At 61.9% G+C, this 17,909-nt stretch carries 14 protein-coding genes; 3 read left to right on the plus strand and 11 right to left on the minus strand.

Features of this window, described 5'->3' with window-relative positions:
- Positions 1–30 precede the first annotated feature (30 nt).
- From BW979_RS25240 to BW979_RS25270, 7 genes are all read right to left on the minus strand, one after another.
- Positions 31–1,041, minus strand: a complete 1,011-nt coding sequence (locus tag BW979_RS25240) for a chemotaxis response regulator protein-glutamate methylesterase (RefSeq protein WP_076386207.1) — start codon at positions 1,039–1,041, stop codon at positions 31–33.
- Positions 1,038–3,299, minus strand: a complete 2,262-nt coding sequence (locus BW979_RS25245; protein WP_076386208.1) for a hybrid sensor histidine kinase/response regulator — start codon at positions 3,297–3,299, stop codon at positions 1,038–1,040. The genes BW979_RS25240 and BW979_RS25245 overlap by 4 nt, the downstream gene beginning before the upstream one ends.
- Positions 3,296–3,967 (minus strand): chemotaxis protein CheW, encoded by a 672-nt coding sequence (locus tag BW979_RS25250; RefSeq protein ID WP_047227521.1) that lies wholly within the window; start codon positions 3,965–3,967, stop codon positions 3,296–3,298. The genes BW979_RS25245 and BW979_RS25250 overlap by 4 nt, the downstream gene beginning before the upstream one ends.
- On the minus strand, positions 3,964–5,241 hold the full coding sequence (locus tag BW979_RS25255) for a CheR family methyltransferase (RefSeq protein ID WP_076386209.1): 1,278 nt from the start codon (positions 5,239–5,241) through the stop codon (positions 3,964–3,966). Before BW979_RS25255 ends, BW979_RS25250 begins: the two co-directional genes overlap by 4 nt.
- Positions 5,238–5,774 carry a chemotaxis protein CheW gene (locus tag BW979_RS25260; RefSeq protein WP_076386210.1) on the minus strand — a complete coding sequence of 179 codons (537 nt, stop codon included), beginning with the start codon at positions 5,772–5,774 and terminating at the stop codon, positions 5,238–5,240. Before BW979_RS25260 ends, BW979_RS25255 begins: the two co-directional genes overlap by 4 nt.
- Positions 5,774–7,396 carry a methyl-accepting chemotaxis protein gene (locus BW979_RS25265; protein WP_076386211.1) on the minus strand — a complete coding sequence of 541 codons (1,623 nt, stop codon included), beginning with the start codon at positions 7,394–7,396 and terminating at the stop codon, positions 5,774–5,776. The genes BW979_RS25260 and BW979_RS25265 overlap by 1 nt, the downstream gene beginning before the upstream one ends.
- A 271-nt stretch (positions 7,397–7,667) precedes the next feature.
- Positions 7,668–8,381, minus strand: coding sequence for a tellurite resistance TerB family protein (locus BW979_RS25270; RefSeq protein WP_076386212.1), 714 nt, complete (start codon positions 8,379–8,381; stop codon positions 7,668–7,670).
- 196 nt (positions 8,382–8,577) lie between these two features.
- Here BW979_RS25270 and BW979_RS25275 point away from each other — a divergent pair, with 196 nt between their 5' ends.
- Complete coding sequence (locus tag BW979_RS25275) at positions 8,578–10,002, plus strand: gamma-aminobutyraldehyde dehydrogenase (RefSeq protein ID WP_047227516.1); 1,425 nt, start codon at positions 8,578–8,580, stop codon at positions 10,000–10,002.
- 267 nt (positions 10,003–10,269) lie between these two features.
- Here the strand turns inward: BW979_RS25275 and BW979_RS25280 are convergent, their stop codons facing one another.
- A complete protein-coding gene (locus BW979_RS25280) occupies positions 10,270–10,455 on the minus strand; it encodes a hypothetical protein (protein ID WP_047227515.1) in 186 nt (61 codons plus the stop codon).
- Positions 10,456–10,819: 364 nt separating this feature from the next.
- On the opposite strand from BW979_RS25280, the gene BW979_RS25285 reads away from it, so the two are divergent.
- Positions 10,820–12,445, plus strand: a complete 1,626-nt coding sequence (locus BW979_RS25285) for a glucan biosynthesis protein D (RefSeq protein WP_047227514.1) — start codon at positions 10,820–10,822, stop codon at positions 12,443–12,445.
- A gap of 202 nt (positions 12,446–12,647) precedes the next feature.
- On the opposite strand, the gene BW979_RS25290 is transcribed toward BW979_RS25285, so the two are convergent.
- The 3 genes from BW979_RS25290 to BW979_RS25300 form a co-directional block, all read right to left on the minus strand.
- Positions 12,648–13,754 carry an NADH:flavin oxidoreductase/NADH oxidase gene (locus BW979_RS25290; protein ID WP_047227513.1) on the minus strand — a complete coding sequence of 369 codons (1,107 nt, stop codon included), beginning with the start codon at positions 13,752–13,754 and terminating at the stop codon, positions 12,648–12,650.
- Between the two features lie 346 nt (positions 13,755–14,100).
- Positions 14,101–15,810 carry a single-stranded-DNA-specific exonuclease RecJ gene (recJ, locus tag BW979_RS25295; protein ID WP_047227512.1) on the minus strand — a complete coding sequence of 570 codons (1,710 nt, stop codon included), beginning with the start codon at positions 15,808–15,810 and terminating at the stop codon, positions 14,101–14,103.
- Between the two features lie 171 nt (positions 15,811–15,981).
- Positions 15,982–16,524, minus strand: a complete 543-nt coding sequence (locus tag BW979_RS25300; protein WP_047227511.1) for a YaeQ family protein — start codon at positions 16,522–16,524, stop codon at positions 15,982–15,984.
- A 146-nt stretch (positions 16,525–16,670) separates the two neighbouring features.
- Between BW979_RS25300 and BW979_RS25305 the strand changes: the two genes are divergently transcribed.
- Positions 16,671–17,870: a CaiB/BaiF CoA transferase family protein gene (locus BW979_RS25305; RefSeq protein WP_076386213.1), complete on the plus strand. Its 1,200-nt coding sequence runs from the start codon at positions 16,671–16,673 to the stop codon at positions 17,868–17,870.
- Positions 17,871–17,909: the final 39 nt, after the last annotated feature.

Here is a 17,909-nt window from a genome sequence, read left to right on the forward strand (position 1 = left end):
ACGGCTGGTGGACAAGGCTGCCGGGGTTCTTCATTGGGTAAAAATCTCCACTAACCGTGGCGCTATATGGTCCAGCGCAAGAATCTGCGCAGCCGCGTCGATGGCCGCGGCCGCTTTGGGCATGCCGTACACCGCGCTGCTCTGCTGGTCCTGGGCGATGGTCAGATAGCCCTGCTGGCGCATGAGTTTAAGCCCTTGGGCACCGTCGCGGCCCATGCCAGTGAGCAAAACGCCCACCGCGTCACCGCTCCAGAAGTGGGCGACGCTCTCGAAAAAGACGTCGATGGACGGCCGGTAGATCTCGTTGACCGGCTCGGCGGTGTAGGCCAGGGTGCCATTTTTCAATAGGCGCAGATGGTGGTTGGTGCCGGCCAGCAGCACCGTACCGCTTTGCGGCGGCTCGCCGTGCCGGGCCAGGCGCACCTGGTGGCCTGACGCACTGCTCAGCCATTGGGCCATGCCCGCAGCAAACACCTCGTCCACATGCTGGACCAGCACAATGGCCGGGGCGAAATGTCGGGGCAGGCCCTTGAGCAGGATCTCCAGCGCGGCCGGCCCACCCGCCGACGACCCGATGGCAACCAGGCTATTGCGTGACACCGACATCCGCTGCGCAGCCGGTGCAGCGCGCTCACGGTGATTGCGCTCACCGATCAGCCAGCCGATGTTGGTGATCTTGCGCAGCAGCGGTGCCGCCGCATCCGCGGGGTTGCCCACCCCCAAGGTAGGGGTATCAACCACATCCAGCGCGCCATACCCCATGGCTTCGAACACCCGGTGAACGTTCTGCTGGCTGTCACCGGTGACAATCACAATGGCGCACGGGGTTTCGGCCATGATCCGCCGGGTCGCCTCCACGCCATCCATGATGGGCATGAGCAGGTCCATCAGAATCAGGTCCGGGGTGTATTCGGCGCAACGCTGAACCGCCTCGGCACCGTTGGCGGCCACCCAGACCAATTGGTGCGCCGGCTCGAAAGCCAGGGCACGGCGCAGGGCTTCGACCGCCAGGGGCATGTCATTGACGATGGCGATCTTCAAGCGCGTGCTCCTCCGATCAATTCGACGACGGCATCGAGCAAGGCGTCGTCATGGAAACTGGCCTTGGCTAGATAATAGTCAGCGCCGGCATCCAGGCCACGGCGACGATCTTCTTCACGATCCTTGTAAGACACCACCATCACCGGCAGCGACTGCAGACGGTTATCGCGCCGCAACAGCGACACCAACTCGATGCCGTCCATGCGCGGCATGTCGATGTCGGTGATCAGCAGGTCGAAATCCTCCGCTCGCAGCGCGTTCCAGCCGTCCATGCCGTCCACGGCCACCGCCACGTCATAACCACGATTGAGCAACAGCTTGCGTTGCAGCTCGCGCACGGTCAGGGAGTCGTCCACCACCAGGATCCGCTTGCGCGGTGTCTGCGTCTGGTTCTGGCGAGCGATGCGTTCCAGGCGCCCGGTGTCGAGCAACTTGTCCACCGAGCGCAGCAGGTCTTCGACATCGACGATCAGCACCACCGAACCATCGTCCAGCAAGGCCCCGGCGGAGATGTCCTGGATCTTGCCCAGGCGTTCGTCCAGGGGCAGGACCACCAGCGTGCGCTCGCCGATGAACCGTTCGACCGCCACGCCGTAGATGGCCTCGCGCTCACGGATCACCACGACCTTGAGCGCCTGGCCGCTGCTCTGCGATGCCGGACGATTGAGCAACTGACTGGCGGCGACCAGCCCGACATGCCGCCCTTCGTGCCAGAAGTGCTGGCGCCCTTCGACCTGCACAATGTCCTCAGGAGCGAGATCGCACATGCGCTCGATGTGAGCCAGGGGAAAGGCGTAGGCTTCACCGCCGACTTCCACCACCAGGCTGCGCACCACTGAGAGCGTCAGCGGCACCTCAAGATGGAAGCGGCTGCCCTCGCCCGCTGTCTGCTCCAGCACCACCGCGCCGCGCAACTGCCGGACCATATGCTGAACGGCGTCCAGGCCGACGCCGCGCCCGGACACTTCAGTGACGGTGTCGCGCAGGCTGAAGCCGGGCAGGAACAGGAACGTCAGCAGTTCCTCTTCGCTCAAATTGGCTGCGGTCTGCTCAGGGGAAAGCCCTCGTTCGACGACGCTGCGCCGCACCCGTTCCAGGTCCACACCGGCGCCGTCGTCCGCCAGTTCCAGCACCAGCAGGCCAGCCTGATGGGAGGCGCGCAAGCGGATCAGGCCTTCGGCGGGCTTGCCGACCAGCACCCGTTGCTCCGGAGATTCGATGCCATGGTCCACGGCGTTGCGCAGCAGATGGGTCAGCGGCGCTTCGAGTCTTTCCAGCACGTCGCGGTCGACCTGGGTTTTATCGCCCTCAATTTCCAGGCGCACCTGCTTGCCCAGGCTGCGCCCAAGGTCACGGACCATCCGGGCCTGGCCGGAGAGCACATCGGCAAACGGTCGCATGCGACAGGCCAGCGCCGTGTCGTACAACACCTGTGCTCGCTGACCGGCCTGCCAGGCGAACTCGTCCATCTCCGCGGTTTTCTGCGCCAGCAATTGCTGGGTTTCGGCCAGCAAGCGGCGGGCGTCGTTGAGCGCTTCCTCGGCCTGCAAGCTCAACGCGTGTTCCTTGAGGTGCACATTCAGCTCTTCCAAGGCCCGCAAGCCGTTGCTCTGCTGGCGCTTGAGCCGTTGCATCGTCGCCAGCCAGGGCTTGAGGCGCTGGGTTTCCACCAAGGATTTACTGGACAGGTCCAACAGGCTATTGAGGCGCTCGGCGGTGACCCGCAAGACCCGCTCGCCCCCTTCGGTGACCCGCTTACCCTTGGGCAGCGGTTCCGTTGCCGCGAGCGGTTCTGCCTCGGCCGGCTCAACGCGAAAAGCCTCCGCTTGCATCTCGATTCGCGGCGACCCGGCAGGCGTGTGCGCAGCGGCAGGATCGAGCAGTTGCCCCATCAACGCCACATACGCATCGACGTCCTGGGCTCCGATGCTGTTGCCTGGCGTGGCAATTCGCGTCAACAGGTCGGTGCCTTGCAGCAAGGCGTCGATGTGCTCGGCGCGCAGGACCAGACGGCGCTCCTGGGCGCTGACCAGGCAATCCTCCATGACATGGGCCACGCTGACCCCGGCGTTCACTCCAACGATCCGCGCCGCGCCCTTGAGGGAATGGGCCGCGCGCATGCACGATTCAAGATAATCGGCCTGGGTCGGGTCGCGTTCCAGGGCCAGCAGGCCGGCGCTGAGCACCTGAGTCTGGGCTTCGGCTTCCAGGCTGAACAACTCCAGCAACGAGGCGTCACGCATTTGATCAGGGGTCATGACAGGCTCCGGGTCATGGCGGACAACAACTGTTCTTCGTCCAGCCAGCGCAAGCTGCGGCCCTTGAACTTCAATACGCCACGGGTGTACTTGGCCGCCGATTGCGAGGCCGCGCCCAGGACGCGTTCATCGATGGCGTGAATGCCGTCCACCTCGTCCACCGGCACCACCACCGGGCCGCCCTGGGCCGCGACGATCAACATGCGCGGCATGACCCGCGCGCCGGCCACCACTGCCCCGCCGGGTTCCAGGTCCAACAGTTCCACCAGCGACAGGCAGGCCACCAAGGCCCCGCGCACATTCGCCACGCCCAACAAGGCCCGCGAGCGCTGGTGGGGCAGCGAGTGAATCGGCTGCAACGGCGCCACTTCCACCAGACTGCGGGTAGTCAGGCCCAGCCACTCTTCGCCCAGTCGGAACATCAACAGCGATCGTGTGACGATATCGGTGTCCAGCGGCGCGTGGGCCAGATCCCGGTCGTCGTGCTGCAAGGTGTAGCGATCGAGCAAACGGGTGGCAGCCGCCGAATACACCGCGCAGTTGCGGCAGTGAATATGCTCGGCCAGCAACGGACAGGATTTATCGCCATGCACCCCGATGCGATTCCAGCAATCGTCGATGGCCTGGGCATCGTCATGGGTCAGGTTGTCATTAGCCGAACCACTCATTGTTTACGCTCACTGTCAGCCATGCGCCCGCTGCGAGCGGCGCGGTCCTGCAATCGACGGGCACCGGCCGCGTCTCCCTGGGAAGCCAGCAACGCCGCGAGATGCACCAGGGCCTCGGCGTGTTGCGGTTCAAGATAGAGCGCCTTGCGATAAAAACCCTGGGCCTCAAGCGCGCTACCGGCCATGTCACTGAGCAGCCCCAGCCAGTAGAACACTTGGGCCGCCGGCGCATGATTGCGCAGGTACTGCTGGCAGGTCGCACGGGCTTCGGCGCTTTTGCCAGCATTGGCCAGCGCCGCGATATTGGCCAGTAAGGTAGTGGCGTCGCTGTTTTTCGGCTCAGTGATCGGGGTCACGCTGGCTGCGAACGGCCGGGGCCGGACCACCGGTGGAATGACTCGAGGCGCGACCTGGCCAAGCGGCAGCGGGGCCGGCAATGGCGTCGACATCAAGGCGGGCAGCGGCTGTGGCTGCGGGGCACCTTGGCGACTGAAAGCAAACGACTGGGCAATCCCGATTGAACGCATGCCCAACCGCCCCAGCAAACTGCCCTCGGCGGGGCCGATAAACAGCACGCCGTCCTGGCGGGTCAGGCGCTTGAGCACCTCGAACACCTGCTGCTGGGTCGGCTGGTCGAAATAGATCAGCAGATTGCGGCAGAACACAAAATCGTAAGGGGCCTCGTTCACCAGCAAGGTCGGATCCAGCAGGTTGCCCACTTGCAGACGCACCTGTTCACTCACCCGCTCGCTGAGGCGATACCCCTCTGCCTCGGCGCTGAAATATCGCTCGCGAAAGCCGAGGTCGGCGCCACGGAACGAGTTCCTGCCGTAAAGCGCTTGCCTGGCACGTTCTATCGACAGCGGACTGACGTCCAGCGCGTCCACCTTGAACTGATGCGGTCCCAGGCCCGCGTCGAGCAACGCCATGGCAATGGAGTAAGGCTCTTCGCCAGTGGAGCAGGGCAAGCTGAGGATGCGCAGCGCACGCAGGTGCTTGATCTCGGCCAGACGCTTGATGGCCAGCCTGGCGAGGGTGGCGAAGGACTCGGGATAACGGAAGAACCAGGTCTCCGGGACAATCACCGCTTCGATCAGCGCCTGTTGCTCCTGGGCAGAATGTTGCAGGCATTGCCAGTACTCATCTGCCGTACGCCCAGGCACGGCAATGATGCGCTGGCGCACGGCCCGCTCGATGATGGCGGTGCCGACGGAGGTGACATCCAGGCCGATGCGCACCTTGAGAAAATCGAAAAACCGCTGGTCGCTGTTCATGCCCGTCCCTCGAGGTCATCGAAGTTCAAGGGCGGCGTGGGAAACAGCACGGCACGGACCGACTCGTCGAGCAGGTCATTGACCCGCACCCATTGCAACAGGCCTTGCGCGTCTTCGCGCACCGGGCCCAGGTACGGCGCCTGTGGGTTATCCAAGCCATAAGGTCGGAAATCCGCCGGATCGCAACGCAAGGTGTCGGTGGCCTGTTCCAGAATCAGCCCCAGAACCTGCCCCGCCTGCTGCGCGTCGGGTCGGTAATGCACCAGCACCAGTCTCGTACTGGTACGCGTCTGGGCGCTCTGACCGAAGGTCAGCGTGCACAGATCGATCACGGGCACCACCGCGCCGCGCCAGGCAAACACCCCCGCCACCCAGGACGGTGCCTGGGCAATCGGTTTGAGGGGCAAGCGCGGCAGCACTTCCACCACATCGATGGCTTGCAGGGCGTAGCGTTCGTTGCCGATGCAAAACACCAGGAACAACGACTGACGGGCCGCCGACACGGCGCCACGTCTGGCCTCGAACTCGCTCATCAGACTTTGAAACGCGAGACGCCACTGCGCAGCCCCACGGCCACCTGGCTCAGTTCATCGATGGCAGAACTGGCCTGGCGCAGGGACTCCACCGTCTGACTGCTGGCATCGCCCAATTGCACCAGGGCATGGTTGATCTGCTCGGCGCCGGTGGCCTGGGCCTGCATACCTTCATTGACCATCAACACCCGCGGCGCCAGCGCCTGTACCTGATGGATGATCTGCGACAGTTGCTCGCCGACCTGCTGCACCTCGGCCATGCCACGGCGCACTTCTTCGGAAAACTTGTCCATGCCCATCACTCCAGCGGATACGGCGGACTGGATCTCGCGCACCATCTGCTCGATGTCGTAGGTCGCCACGGCTGTCTGATCCGCCAGGCGCCGAACCTCAGTGGCGACCACGGCAAAACCGCGGCCATACTCTCCCGCCTTCTCGGCCTCGATGGCGGCATTGAGGGACAACAGGTTGGTCTGGTCGGCCACCTTGACGATGGTCACCACCACCTGGTTGATGTTGCCGGCCTTCTCGTTGAGGATCGCCAGCTTCGCGTTCACCAGATCCGCCGCGCCCATCACCGAGTGCATGGTTTCTTCCATGCGTGCCAGGCCTTGCTGGCCGGAACCGGCCGCCACCGAGGCCTGGTCGGCGGCGCTGGAAACTTCGGTCATGGTGCGCACCAGATCCCGGGACGTGGCGGCAATTTCCCGAGAGGTCGCGCCGATCTCCGTAGTGGTAGCGGCGGTTTCGGTGGCCGTGGCCTGTTGCTCGCGGGAGGTGGCGGCGATCTCGGTGACCGAGGTGGTGACCTGCACCGAAGAGCGCTGGGCCTGGGACACCAGCGATGTCAGCTCGGCCATCATGTCGTTGAAGCCGGTTTCCACCGCACCGAACTCGTCTTTACGCGCAAGGTTCAGGCGCCCGCTCAGGTCGCCGCTGCGCATGATGCCGAGGATTTCCACAATGCGGTTCATCGGCGCCATGATCGCGCGCATCAACAACAGGCCACAAAGCATGGCAATGAGCACCGCCACGAGAAACGACAGCCCCATGGCAACTTCAGCGGCGGTTACCGACTGACTGATGGTCAGGGCGGCTTTTTCCGCCAGCTCCCGGTTGCGTTCGATGATCTGGTTCAAATGCCCGCGACCGTCGAGCCATGCCGGCGTCAGCTCTTTCTCCAGCGCCAGCTGTGCCCCTTCGAAATCCTTGCGTTCATACAGGTCCAGAACCTTCGCCAGGGCCTTGTTGAAGTCCTGATGATTGACCTCGAATTCGTCGAAGGAGACTTGGTCGGCAGGGTCCTGGATCAGCTTTTGATAGTGCTGGATTTCCTCGCGCAGATGCTGCTCGTAGCCCTGGTAGAGGGCCTTGTCCTCGGCAGTGATTTCCCGCTGGCCCGAGAGGCCGACGATCTGCTGGGTCTTGACGTAGCTGTCGACCCAGCCACCGCGAATCATGGAACTGTAATACACCCCCGGCACCGCGTAGACGCGTACTTTTTCTTCGCTGGCCTCGATCCTCAATAACCGCGAATACGTGACGACCACCATCAGCAGCATGATGGCGATGATCACCGCAAAACTCGCCAGGATGCGTTGGCGCAACGTCCAGTTCTTCACAGTACAACCTCGGGCATTTTGAAATGCTGGGGAGTATAGCCGAGGGCGACGTTGCGGCTGTATGGCGGTGAGGAAGGAGTTTGGTGATTCGCTCAGCTGTTCAAACAGCTCAAGCCAGGCATCAATGTGGCAGTCGATGCAAAAGTTCTATGGGAGCGAACCTGCTCGCGATTGCGGTGCATCGGTCAATAATAGTGTCGACTGACATACCGCTATCGCGAGCAGGCTCGCTCCCACAGGGGGTGATATTTACCTTGGGGTCAGGCCTGACTCAAAGAGACGCCTGACGTACCTGCTTCTCCAGCTCAGTCTTCAACCCCGGCTCCAGTTTGAGCTGGCGCGCCAGTTCATCGAGGTAGGATTTCTCCATGAAGTTTTCCTCATCCACCAGCATCACACTGGCGATGTACATCTCGGCGGCCATTTCCGGCGTGCTGGCGGCCCGGGCGACGTCGGCGGGGTCCAGGGGTTTATTGAGCTCGGCGTGCAGCCAGTGTTGCAGCTCCTGATCGTTGTCGAGCTTGGTGAACTCGCCTTCGATCAACTGCTTTTCACGCTCGTCGACATGGCCATCGGCCTTGGCCGCCGCCACCAGGGCCGTGAGGATCGCCTGGCTGTGCTGCTCGACCTGGGCCGGGGGAAGACGATCCAGCGTCTGCGGTTCAGTTTGCGGCGCACTGCCCTGCTGGGCTTGCCAATTGCCATAGGCCTTGTAGGCGATCACGCCCAATGCCGCCAGACCACCATAGGTCAGGGCCTTGCCGCCAAACTGGCGAGCCTTCTTGTTGCCCAGCAACAGGCCCATGGCTCCGGCGGCCAGCGCCCCGCCACCCGCGCCGGAGAGCATCCCGCCCAAATTGCCAGCACCACCGCCGAGCAAACCGCCCAGGCCGCCGGATGACTTGCCTTGGGAGCCGCCAGCCTTGTTCTGCAACATTTCCTGACCGGACTTGAGAAGCTGATCGAGCAATCCACGGGTGTTCATTTGCTGCCTCCACGCATTCGGGTAACCGGATCATTAAGGCAATCAGCCTAGTTCGAAAGTGCCCGAGTCTGTCGGTGAGAGTGCTTCGAGATGTTGCTTGCCGATTTTCATGTGGCTGCGGCGAACCCGATAAAACGATATAGACTCGAATCAACTGAAAAACCGCAGCAAAAACAGCTTTGACGAGGGCTTGGACATGCAAACCAAACTGCTGATCAATGGTCACCTGGTGAACGGCGACGGGCCCGGCCAGGCCGTGTTCAACCCCGCGCTGGGCCGGGTGCTGGTGGAAATCAACGAGGCCAGCGAAGCTCAGGTCGATGCCGCCGTGCGCGCGGCCGACAGTGCCTTCCAAAGCTGGTCCCAGGTATCGCCCAAGGACCGCTCCCTGCTCCTGCTCAAGCTGGCCGACACCATCGAAGCCCACGGCGAAGAACTGGCCAGGCTCGAATCGGACAATTGCGGCAAACCTTTGAACGCCGTGCTGAACGACGAGATCCCGGCAATTGCCGACGTGTTCCGTTTCTTTGCCGGCGCCAGCCGTTGCATGAGCGGCTCGGCGGGTGGCGAATACCTGCCGGGGCACACGTCGATGATCCGCCGCGATCCGGTGGGCGTGATCGCCTCCATCGCGCCGTGGAATTACCCGTTGATGATGGTCGCCTGGAAAATCGCCCCAGCCCTGGCCGCCGGTAACACCGTAGTGCTCAAACCCTCGGAGCAGACTCCACTGACGGCGTTGCGGCTGGCGGAACTGGCGTCGGAAATTTTCCCCGCGGGTGTACTCAACGTGCTGTTCGGTCGTGGTCAGACGGTCGGGCAACCGTTGGTCACTCACGCAAAGGTGCGCATGGTTTCGCTGACCGGCTCCATCGCCACAGGCGCGAACATCATTTCCAGCACCGCCGACAGCGTCAAACGCACCCACATGGAACTGGGCGGCAAGGCCCCGGTGATCATTTTCGACGATGCCGACATTGACGCAGCCGTGGAAGGCATCCGCACCTTCGGTTTCTACAATGCCGGCCAGGACTGCACCGCTGCCTGCCGCATTTACGCCCAACAAGGCATCTACGACAGGTTCGTCGAGAAACTCGGTGCGGCGGTGGCCAGCATCAAATACGGTCTGCAAACCGCCCCGGACACCGAGATGGGTCCGCTGATCACAGCCCAGCACCGCGACCGCGTTGCCGGCTTTGTCGAACGGGCCATCGCCCAGTCGCATATTCGCCTGATTACCGGTGGCAAGGCCGTGGACGGCAACGGATTCTTCTTTGAACCAACGGTATTGGCCGACGCCCAGCAGGACGACGAAATCGTGCGCCGCGAGGTTTTTGGGCCGGTGGTGTCCGTCACGCCGTTCATCGACGAAGCGCAGGTGCTGGCCTGGGCCAACGACTCGGACTACGGCCTGGCGTCTTCAGTCTGGACCGCCGACATCGGCCGCGCCCATCGCTTGGCGGCACGCCTGCAATATGGCTGCACCTGGGTGAACACCCACTTCATGCTCGTCAGCGAAATGCCCCATGGCGGTCAGAAACGTTCCGGTTATGGCAAGGACATGTCGATGTATGGACTGGAGGACTACACAGTAGTGCGGCATGTGATGTTCAAGCATTGAACCAAAGAACGACTACCACGGCCGGACGGCAGAGTCTGGTCGTGGCGGTTCAAGTGTCATGACGGCACTACCAACGCCACTGAGGGAAAATAACTTCGGTAGCGTTTGGCATCACGAGTGAGCAAAGGCAGGCCATTCACAGCCGCATGGGCACCGATAAAAAAATCGGCCAGCACGTTATTTTTCCCGCCTCCTACTGGCTGATGTGAAACCAGAAAGATGGATAAAGGCGCAATCCGAGCTCTCTACGAGCAGATCCGCACTCATTCAAAACCTCGAAACACTGCGCATCGCATCCATCAGGCAACGCATGGCGATCCGGTCGTTTTCCGACAGTTCGCGATAGCGTTCCACCAGTCTTAGTTCGTCCATGCTGAGCGGCCGGGTCCGGCGCGCGCTCGTCAAGCATGGAAGGATCCCCAGCAATTGGGTGATGCCCTGTATTTTTGTCATTGAGCCTTGTCCTTCTGTACGTCGAATTGACCGATAGCACCTGCTGAATCCGCGGGTTCAACCTCTATCACGCTAAAGGATAGGGAGGATTCACACCGTGAACAGGGAGTTTTAGAGTAATTAGTCAAAAAATGCAGAGTTACCCGTTAAAAAAGGAAATATCTGTAAGGAAATTTAACTAAACCACGCTTTCCTCTCTCTCCCGTGCCACGTATCCCCTATGATTTTGCGCCTCGGTGAACCGATCCAGCTCTCAGGTATCTGTTCTAACGTCCGTCGCGTTTGGCCAAAGGCATGTCCGAACTTCTTTACCAGTCTCTGTTGCCAGGAAAGGCTCGGGATTGTTTCCAGAAAGGTTGTATTTATGCACCGCAGGAATCTGCTCAAGGCGTCCATGGCTTTCGCTGCCTACACCGGGCTTTCGGCCTCAGGGCTTATGGCCGCACGCGCCTGGGCTGCTGACCGGACCGCCGACGGCGAGGCCCGTCCTTTCGATTTCAATGGGTTGAAAGAACAGGCCCGGGAACTGGCCAAGAGCCGTTACGTCGACACCAAGCAAGTTTTGCCGCCGACACTGGCGATGATGTCCCCGCTGCAATTCAACGCCATCCGCTACGACGCCAACCACTCGCTGTGGAAGGAGCTGGACGGTCAACTGGACGTGCAGTTTTTCCACGTCGGCATGGGCTTCAAGCAACCGGTGCGCATGTACAGTGTCGATGCCAAGACCCGCATGGCCCGTGAAGTGCACTTCCGCCCGGAGTTGTTCAACTATGAGAAAACCACGGTCAACACTTCGCAGTTGACCGGTGACCTGGGCTTCTCAGGGTTCAGGGTGTTCAAGGCGCCGGAGCTGGACCGGCACGATATCGTTTCGTTTCTGGGGGCCAGTTATTTCCGCGCCGTGGACAACACCGGCCAGTACGGATTATCGGCCCGGGGCCTGGCCATCGACACTTACGCCAAGAAGCGTGAGGAATTCCCGGACTTCACCAAGTTCTGGTTCGAAATCCCGGACAAGAACAGTACCCGTTTCGTGGTCTACGCCCTGCTCGACTCGCCCAGCGCCACCGGCGCCTATCGTTTTGACATCGATTGTCAGCCCACCCGCGTCGTGATGGAAATCGATGCGCACATCAATGCCCGTACCGCCATCGAGCAATTGGGCATCGCGCCGATGACCAGTATGTTCAGCTGTGGCACCGTTGAGCGGCGCATGTGCGACACCATCCACCCGCAAATTCACGATTCCGACCGACTGGCGATGTGGCGCGGCAATGGCGAGTGGGTTTGTCGCCCGCTGAACAACCCCGCCACCCTGCAGTTCAACGCCTTCGCCGACAACAACCCCAAAGGCTTCGGCCTGGTGCAGACCGATCACGACTTCGCCAGCTACCAGGACACCGTGGACTGGTACAGCAAGCGCCCGAGCCTGTGGGTCGAACCGACAACGGCCTGGGGCGAAGGCTCGGTCGATCTGCTGGAAATTCCTACGACCGGTGAAACCCTGGACAACATCGTCGCATTCTGGACGCCGAAGAAGCCGGTCGCTGCCGGTGAATCGCTGAACTACGGCTACAAGCTCTATTGGAGCGCCTTGCCACCGGTGAGCACCGAGCTGGCCCAGGTCAACGCGACCCGTTCAGGCATGGGCGGCTTCATCGAAGGCTGGGCACCGGGCGAGCACTACCCCACCGTCTGGGCCCGACGTTTTGCCGTGGACTTCAACGGCGGCGGCCTCGACCAGCTCCCCCCTGGCACCGGTATCGAACCGGTAGTGACCTGCTCCCACGGCGAGGTGAAGGACTTCAACGTGCTGGTGCTCGATGCGATCAAGGGTTACCGCATCACCTTCGACTGGTACCCGACCGACGACCGCGTGGACCCGGTGGAGATGCGCCTGTTCCTGCGCACCAATGACCGGACCTTGAGCGAGACCTGGCTGTACCAGTACTTCCCGCCGGCGCCGGATAAGCGTAAATACCCTTGATCCTTGCGCGTCAGGGATGACGCCATCGCGAGCAGGCTCGCTCCCACAGGGTGGGGTGTGGATCACAAATTCTGTGAACAACACCAATCCACTGTGGGAGCGAGCCTGCTCGCGATGAGGCACGTACAGACGCCGTACCATCCAGCCAAATAAACAAAAGCCCCGGCCAAAACGACCGGGGCTTTTTGTTTCAAGCTAACCCTTAATCGCGCAAATCCGACTCATGAATCGGCTGGTCCCGATGCGTGGCTCTCTGATACTGCGCTGGCCACGTGGCCTTGCGGCCCCCCAGGTCATCATCGGCATGCAACGCCCAGTACGGATCACGCAACAGTTCGCGGGCCAGGAAAATGATGTCGGCCTGGCAGGTCCGCAAGATGTGCTCGGCCTGGGCCGGTTCGGTAATCATGCCGACAGTGCCGGTGGCGATTTCCGACTCCTTGCGCACCCGTTCGGCAAAGCGCGTCTGATACCCCGGACCGGTGGGAATTTCCGCATTCACAGCGGTGCCGCCCGATGACACATCGATCAGGTCCACCCCCAGCGCCCTGAATCGCCGCGCCAGCTCCACGGTTTCATCCGGGTTCCAGCCATCCTCGACCCAGTCGGTGGCCGATACGCGCACGAACACCGGCAATTCCTCAGGCCATACCGCCCGGACCGCTTCGGTCACTTGCAGCACCAGCCGGATGCGATTCTCGAACGAGCCGCCGTATTGATCGCGCCGCTGATTGCTCAAGGGAGACAGGAATTGATGCAGCAGATAACCGTGGGCTGCATGGACTTCCACGACTTTGAACCCGGCCGTCAGGCTACGTTTGGCCGCCTCCACGAACGCCTGGATGACACCGGCAATCTGCCCCTCGTCCAGTTGGATCGGCTGGGTGTGCTGCGGATCGAAGGCAATCGGCGACGGGCCGACCGGAACCCAGCCGCCCTCCTCCGGTTTTACGCTGCCATGCTTGCCGAGCCAGGGTCGCCAGGTGCTGGCCTTGCGTCCGGCGTGGGCCAGTTGAATGCCGGGCACGGCCCCTTGGGCGGTGATGAAGCGGGTGATGCGTTGCAGGGGGCCGATCTGTTCATCGTTCCACAACCCCAGGTCCTGATCAGTAATGCGACCGTCGGCAGTGACGGCAGTGGCTTCGGTGAACACCAGGCCGGCACCGCCCACGGCGCGGCTGCCGAGGTGTACCAGGTGCCAGTCATTGGCCAGGCCATCGGCGCTCGAATACTGGCACATCGGCGACACCGCGATGCGATTGGGCAGGGTCAATTGGCGAAGGGTATAGGGTTCCAGCAGCAGACTCATGGGGCACCTCTCGAATCATTGGGCAGGCTCCAGGGTTCTGTTTGAAAAGTCGACGAGTGACAAAAGGTGCAACACCCGCCCCCGCGGGCAAAGAAATCCGACAAGACGTCACAAGGGCTATCAAGCAGTGCTTAGAGCCTAGTCGACAACCTGGGAGGCGGGAGGGTTCAGAACTTAAAAATCGACGGTGTGACGCAATGGTGTACCCCTGTGGCGAGGGAACTTGCTCCCGCTGGGCTGCGAAGCAGCCCCGGCATTGCAGCCATCACATCGCAAGGGGACGCTGGCGCGTCCAGCGGGAGCAAGCTCCCTCGCCACAGAGTACGAACGCAAGATGGCGGCGTGTCTACCGCGGTTCGATATGGGCAATCATCAACTGCACCGTTTCCTGGCCGCGAAACTCGTTGAGGTCGAGTTTGTAGGCCAGTTCCACCCAGCGCACGGTGGGGTTTGGCCAGATATCGCGGTCGATGCCGAAGGCGATACCGTCCAGTTTCACCGAGCCGCATTCGCTTTTGAGGACGACCTTGAGGTGCCGTTCGCCCACCACGCGCTGTTCGACCAACTGGAACACACCGTGAAACATCGGCTCCGGGAAATGCTGGCCCCAGGGCCCGGCGTGACGCAGCGCCCGAGCCAGCTCCAGGTGAAACTCTTCCACCGCCAGGGTGCCGTCCGACAACAGGCGCCCGGTCAGGTCTTCTTCGCGCAATTGGCGGCGCACTTCAGCGTCGAACGCCTCGGCGAACAGTGGAAAATTCTCTTGCGCCAACGTCAGGCCCGCCGCCATGGCGTGACCGCCATACTTGCTGATCAGCGTTGGATGTTGCGCCGCCACCACACTCAGGGCATCACGAATATGAAAACCCGGCACCGAGCGCCCCGAGCCCTTGAGCAGGCCGTCTCCGGCATCGGCAAAAGCAATGGTCGGGCGGAAATACCGCTCCTTCATCCGCGAGGCGAGGATCCCGATAACGCCCTGGTGCCACTGAGGATCGAACAGACATAGACCGAACGGCATGGACTCCACCGGCAAGTCCTTGAGCTGGGCCAGCGCTTCACGCTGCATGCCCTGTTCGATGGATTTGCGATCCTGGTTCATGCCGTCCAGTTGCGCCGCCATCTCCCGCGCCAAGGCCGGATCGTCAGTGAGCAGGCATTCGATGCCCAGGCTCATGTCGTCCAGACGCCCGGCTGCGTTCAGGCGCGGGCCGAGGATAAACCCGAGGTCCGTGGAAGTGATACGAGAATGATCGCGCCTGGCCACTTCCAGGATCGCCTTGATGCCGGGTCGGGCGCGCCCTGCACGAATGCGTTCCAGGCCCTGATGCACCAGGATCCGGTTGTTGGCGTCCAGGGGCACCACATCCGCCACGCTGCCCAGTGCCACCAGATCCAGCAGTTCGCCGATGTTTGGCTGGGGGCTGCTGGCGTACCGGCCCAGGCTGCGCAGACGCGCCCGCAAGGCCATCAGCACATAAAAGATCACACCGACACCGGCCAATGCCTTGCTCGGGAACTCACAGCCTGGCTGGTTCGGGTTGACGATAGCGTCGGCCGCCGGCAGTTCGAGGCCCGGCAAATGGTGGTCGGTAACCAGCACCTTGAGCCCCGCCGCTTTCGCCGCTGCCACACCTTCGACACTGGAAATGCCGTTGTCCACGGTGATCAGCAACTGCGGCTCACGGGTCAGGGCGACCTCGACAATTTCCGGGGTCAGTCCGTAGCCGTACTCGAAGCGATTGGGTACCAGATAATCGACATGGGCCGCACCGAGCAAACGCAGGCCCAACATGCCCACCGTGCTGGCTGTCGCCCCGTCGGCATCGAAGTCGCCGACGATCAGGATGCGCTGGCGCTGCTCCAGCGCCACCACCAACAGATCCACGGCCGCGTCGATACCCTTGAGTTGCTGATAAGGAATCAAGCGCGCCAGGCTCTTGTCCAGTTCAGCCTCGGACTGCACGCCACGGGCCGCATACAGGCGCGTCAACAGGGGTGGCAAGTCACCGAGGAATGGCAGGGTGTCGGGTAGCTGGCGGGGTTCTATGCGCATGGGGTGACAAAGTTTTCTCTGGAAATCGTGAAGGTTGTGGCAAGGAAAGCTTGGGTGGGAGCGGGCTTGCTCGCGAAAGCGGCGGCACATTCAACATCAATGCAAACTGATCTGCCGCCTTCGCGAGCAAGCCCGCTCCCACAATGGCTCACTCAATACCGGGTCAATGGCTCAGCCGCGCTCACCCAGCAACCATTGCAACTGGACTTCATGCTGGCCGCGATCATCGGTCACGAAAATCGTCCCCTCGCTGATCATCACATCCCACTTGATCACGCGGGGCATGTCCTTAGCGAGCGTCTCCAGCACTTCCTGGGGCACGGCGGCGATGTTGACGTTCTTGAGGTTCTTTACCGCCGGGATCACCTTGCCTTCCCAGACTCGCAGGCTGCCGTAGGCCAGCAGGCTCGTGCGTTCAGTGCGTCGCGAGCACCAGGTCAGGCGGTCGGCGTCGGGTTGGCCCACTTCGATCCAGTGCAGCACACGGTCATCCAGGCTTTTTTCCCACAGCGCAGGTTCATCGACATCCGACAGACCTCGGCCAAATGCCAGCAGCTCGTTGTACCAGAAAGCGTAGGCCAACAGGCGCACGGTCATGCGTTCTTCGGTTTCCGAAGGATGACGGGCGATGGTCTGCTTCACGTTCTCGTACACACTGCGGTCGAGGTCGGTGAGGTTCAGTTCAAACTTATAGGTCGTGGACGGCTGGGCCATGAACGGGCTTCTTGATACGAGGAAAGGCGGCAAGTCTAACCGATGAGGCGGGCATTCCACGAATTGCCGACCATCAACCTGCGGCGACTGACGCCGGCCTATGATAAAACGCTCTTTCGTTCTGCCTTTGTTCTACAGGATCCGTCATGTCGCTTACTGCCAAACCCCTTGCGGGCGTCAAAGTCATCGAACTCGGCACCTTGATCGCCGGACCTTTTGCCTCGCGGATCTGCGGTGAATTCGGTGCCGAGGTGATCAAGGTCGAATCGCCCGATGGCGGCGACCCGTTACGTAAATGGCGCAAGCTGTATGAAGGCACGTCCTTGTGGTGGTTCGTCCAGGCGCGGAACAAGAAATCCCTGACCCTGAACCTCAAGCACCCCGAAGGTCTGGCGATTCTGAAAAAGCTGATCGGCGAAGCCGACATCCTGATCGAGAATTTTCGCCCCGGCGTGTTGGAAAAGCTCGGCCTGGGTTGGGATGTATTGCATGCGCTGAACCCGAAGCTGGTCATGGTGCGGCTCTCGGGCTTCGGTCAGACCGGGCCGATGAAAGATCAGCCCGGGTTTGGCGCAGTGGGCGAGTCCATGGGCGGCCTGCGTTACATCACCGGGTTCGAAGACCGGCCACCGGTGCGCACCGGCATATCCATCGGCGATTCGATTGCCGCCCTCTGGGGCGTGATTGGCGCACTGATGGCGCTGCGTCATCGCGAGGTCAACGGCGGAACCGGGCAAGTGGTGGATGTGGCGCTGTACGAGGCGATTTTCGCCATGATGGAAAGCATGGTGCCGGAGTTCGATGTGTTCGGTTTCATCCGTGAGCGCACCGGCAACATCATGCCCGGCATCACCCCGTCGTCTATCCACACCAGTGCCGATGGCAAGCACGTGCAGATTGGCGCCAACGGCGACGCGATCTTCAAGCGCTTCATGCAGGTCATCGGTCGTGAGGATCTGGCCAATGACCCGCAACTGGCCAGCAATGACGGGCGCGACAGCCGCCGCGATGAGCTGTACGGGGTCATTGATCGCTGGGTCAATTCACTCCCGCTCGATACTGTTATCGAGCATTTGAACCAGGCGGGAGTGCCGGCCAGCCGGATTTTCAGCGCCGAAGATATGTTCAGCGATCCGCAGTTCCTGGCCCGGGAAATGTTTCTCCAGGCCAAGCTGCCGGACGGCAAGGCGTTCAAGATGCCGGGCATCGTCCCGAAACTCTCCGACACCCCGGGCAGCTCTGAATGGGTGGGACCGACGCTGGGTGAGCACAATGCCCAAGTGCTAGGCGAGCTTGGCTATGATGCACAGCAGATCGCCCAACTGCGCATCGACGGTGCCATTTGATGCGGTGAACGAAAGTCTGTGGCCACTGAAGATCAACTG

It is taken from the genome of Pseudomonas sp. A214 (assembly GCF_900156295.1).
Classification (GTDB): Bacteria; Pseudomonadota; Gammaproteobacteria; order Pseudomonadales; family Pseudomonadaceae; genus Aquipseudomonas; species Aquipseudomonas rhizophila.

What these genes read in the sequence shown, in the direction of transcription:
- BW979_RS25245 (WP_076386208.1), bottom strand. Translation starts at nt 3,299, where the DNA reads ATGACCCCTGATCAAATGCGTGACGCCTCGTTGCTGGAGTTGTTCAGC.
- BW979_RS25250 (WP_047227521.1), bottom strand. Translation starts at nt 3,967, where the DNA reads ATGAGTGGTTCGGCTAATGACAACCTGACCCATGACGATGCCCAGGCC.
- BW979_RS25255 (WP_076386209.1), bottom strand. Translation starts at nt 5,241, where the DNA reads ATGAACAGCGACCAGCGGTTTTTCGATTTTCTCAAGGTGCGCATCGGC.
- BW979_RS25260 (WP_076386210.1), bottom strand. Translation starts at nt 5,774, where the DNA reads ATGAGCGAGTTCGAGGCCAGACGTGGCGCCGTGTCGGCGGCCCGTCAG.
- BW979_RS25270 (WP_076386212.1), bottom strand. Translation starts at nt 8,381, where the DNA reads ATGAACACCCGTGGATTGCTCGATCAGCTTCTCAAGTCCGGTCAGGAA.
- BW979_RS25275 (WP_047227516.1), top strand. Translation starts at nt 8,578, where the DNA reads ATGCAAACCAAACTGCTGATCAATGGTCACCTGGTGAACGGCGACGGG.
- BW979_RS25280 (WP_047227515.1), bottom strand. Translation starts at nt 10,455, where the DNA reads ATGACAAAAATACAGGGCATCACCCAATTGCTGGGGATCCTTCCATGC.
- BW979_RS25285 (WP_047227514.1), top strand. Translation starts at nt 10,820, where the DNA reads ATGCACCGCAGGAATCTGCTCAAGGCGTCCATGGCTTTCGCTGCCTAC.
- BW979_RS25290 (WP_047227513.1), bottom strand. Translation starts at nt 13,754, where the DNA reads ATGAGTCTGCTGCTGGAACCCTATACCCTTCGCCAATTGACCCTGCCC.
- recJ (WP_047227512.1), bottom strand. Translation starts at nt 15,810, where the DNA reads ATGCGCATAGAACCCCGCCAGCTACCCGACACCCTGCCATTCCTCGGT.
- BW979_RS25300 (WP_047227511.1), bottom strand. Translation starts at nt 16,524, where the DNA reads ATGGCCCAGCCGTCCACGACCTATAAGTTTGAACTGAACCTCACCGAC.
- BW979_RS25305 (WP_076386213.1), top strand. Translation starts at nt 16,671, where the DNA reads ATGTCGCTTACTGCCAAACCCCTTGCGGGCGTCAAAGTCATCGAACTC.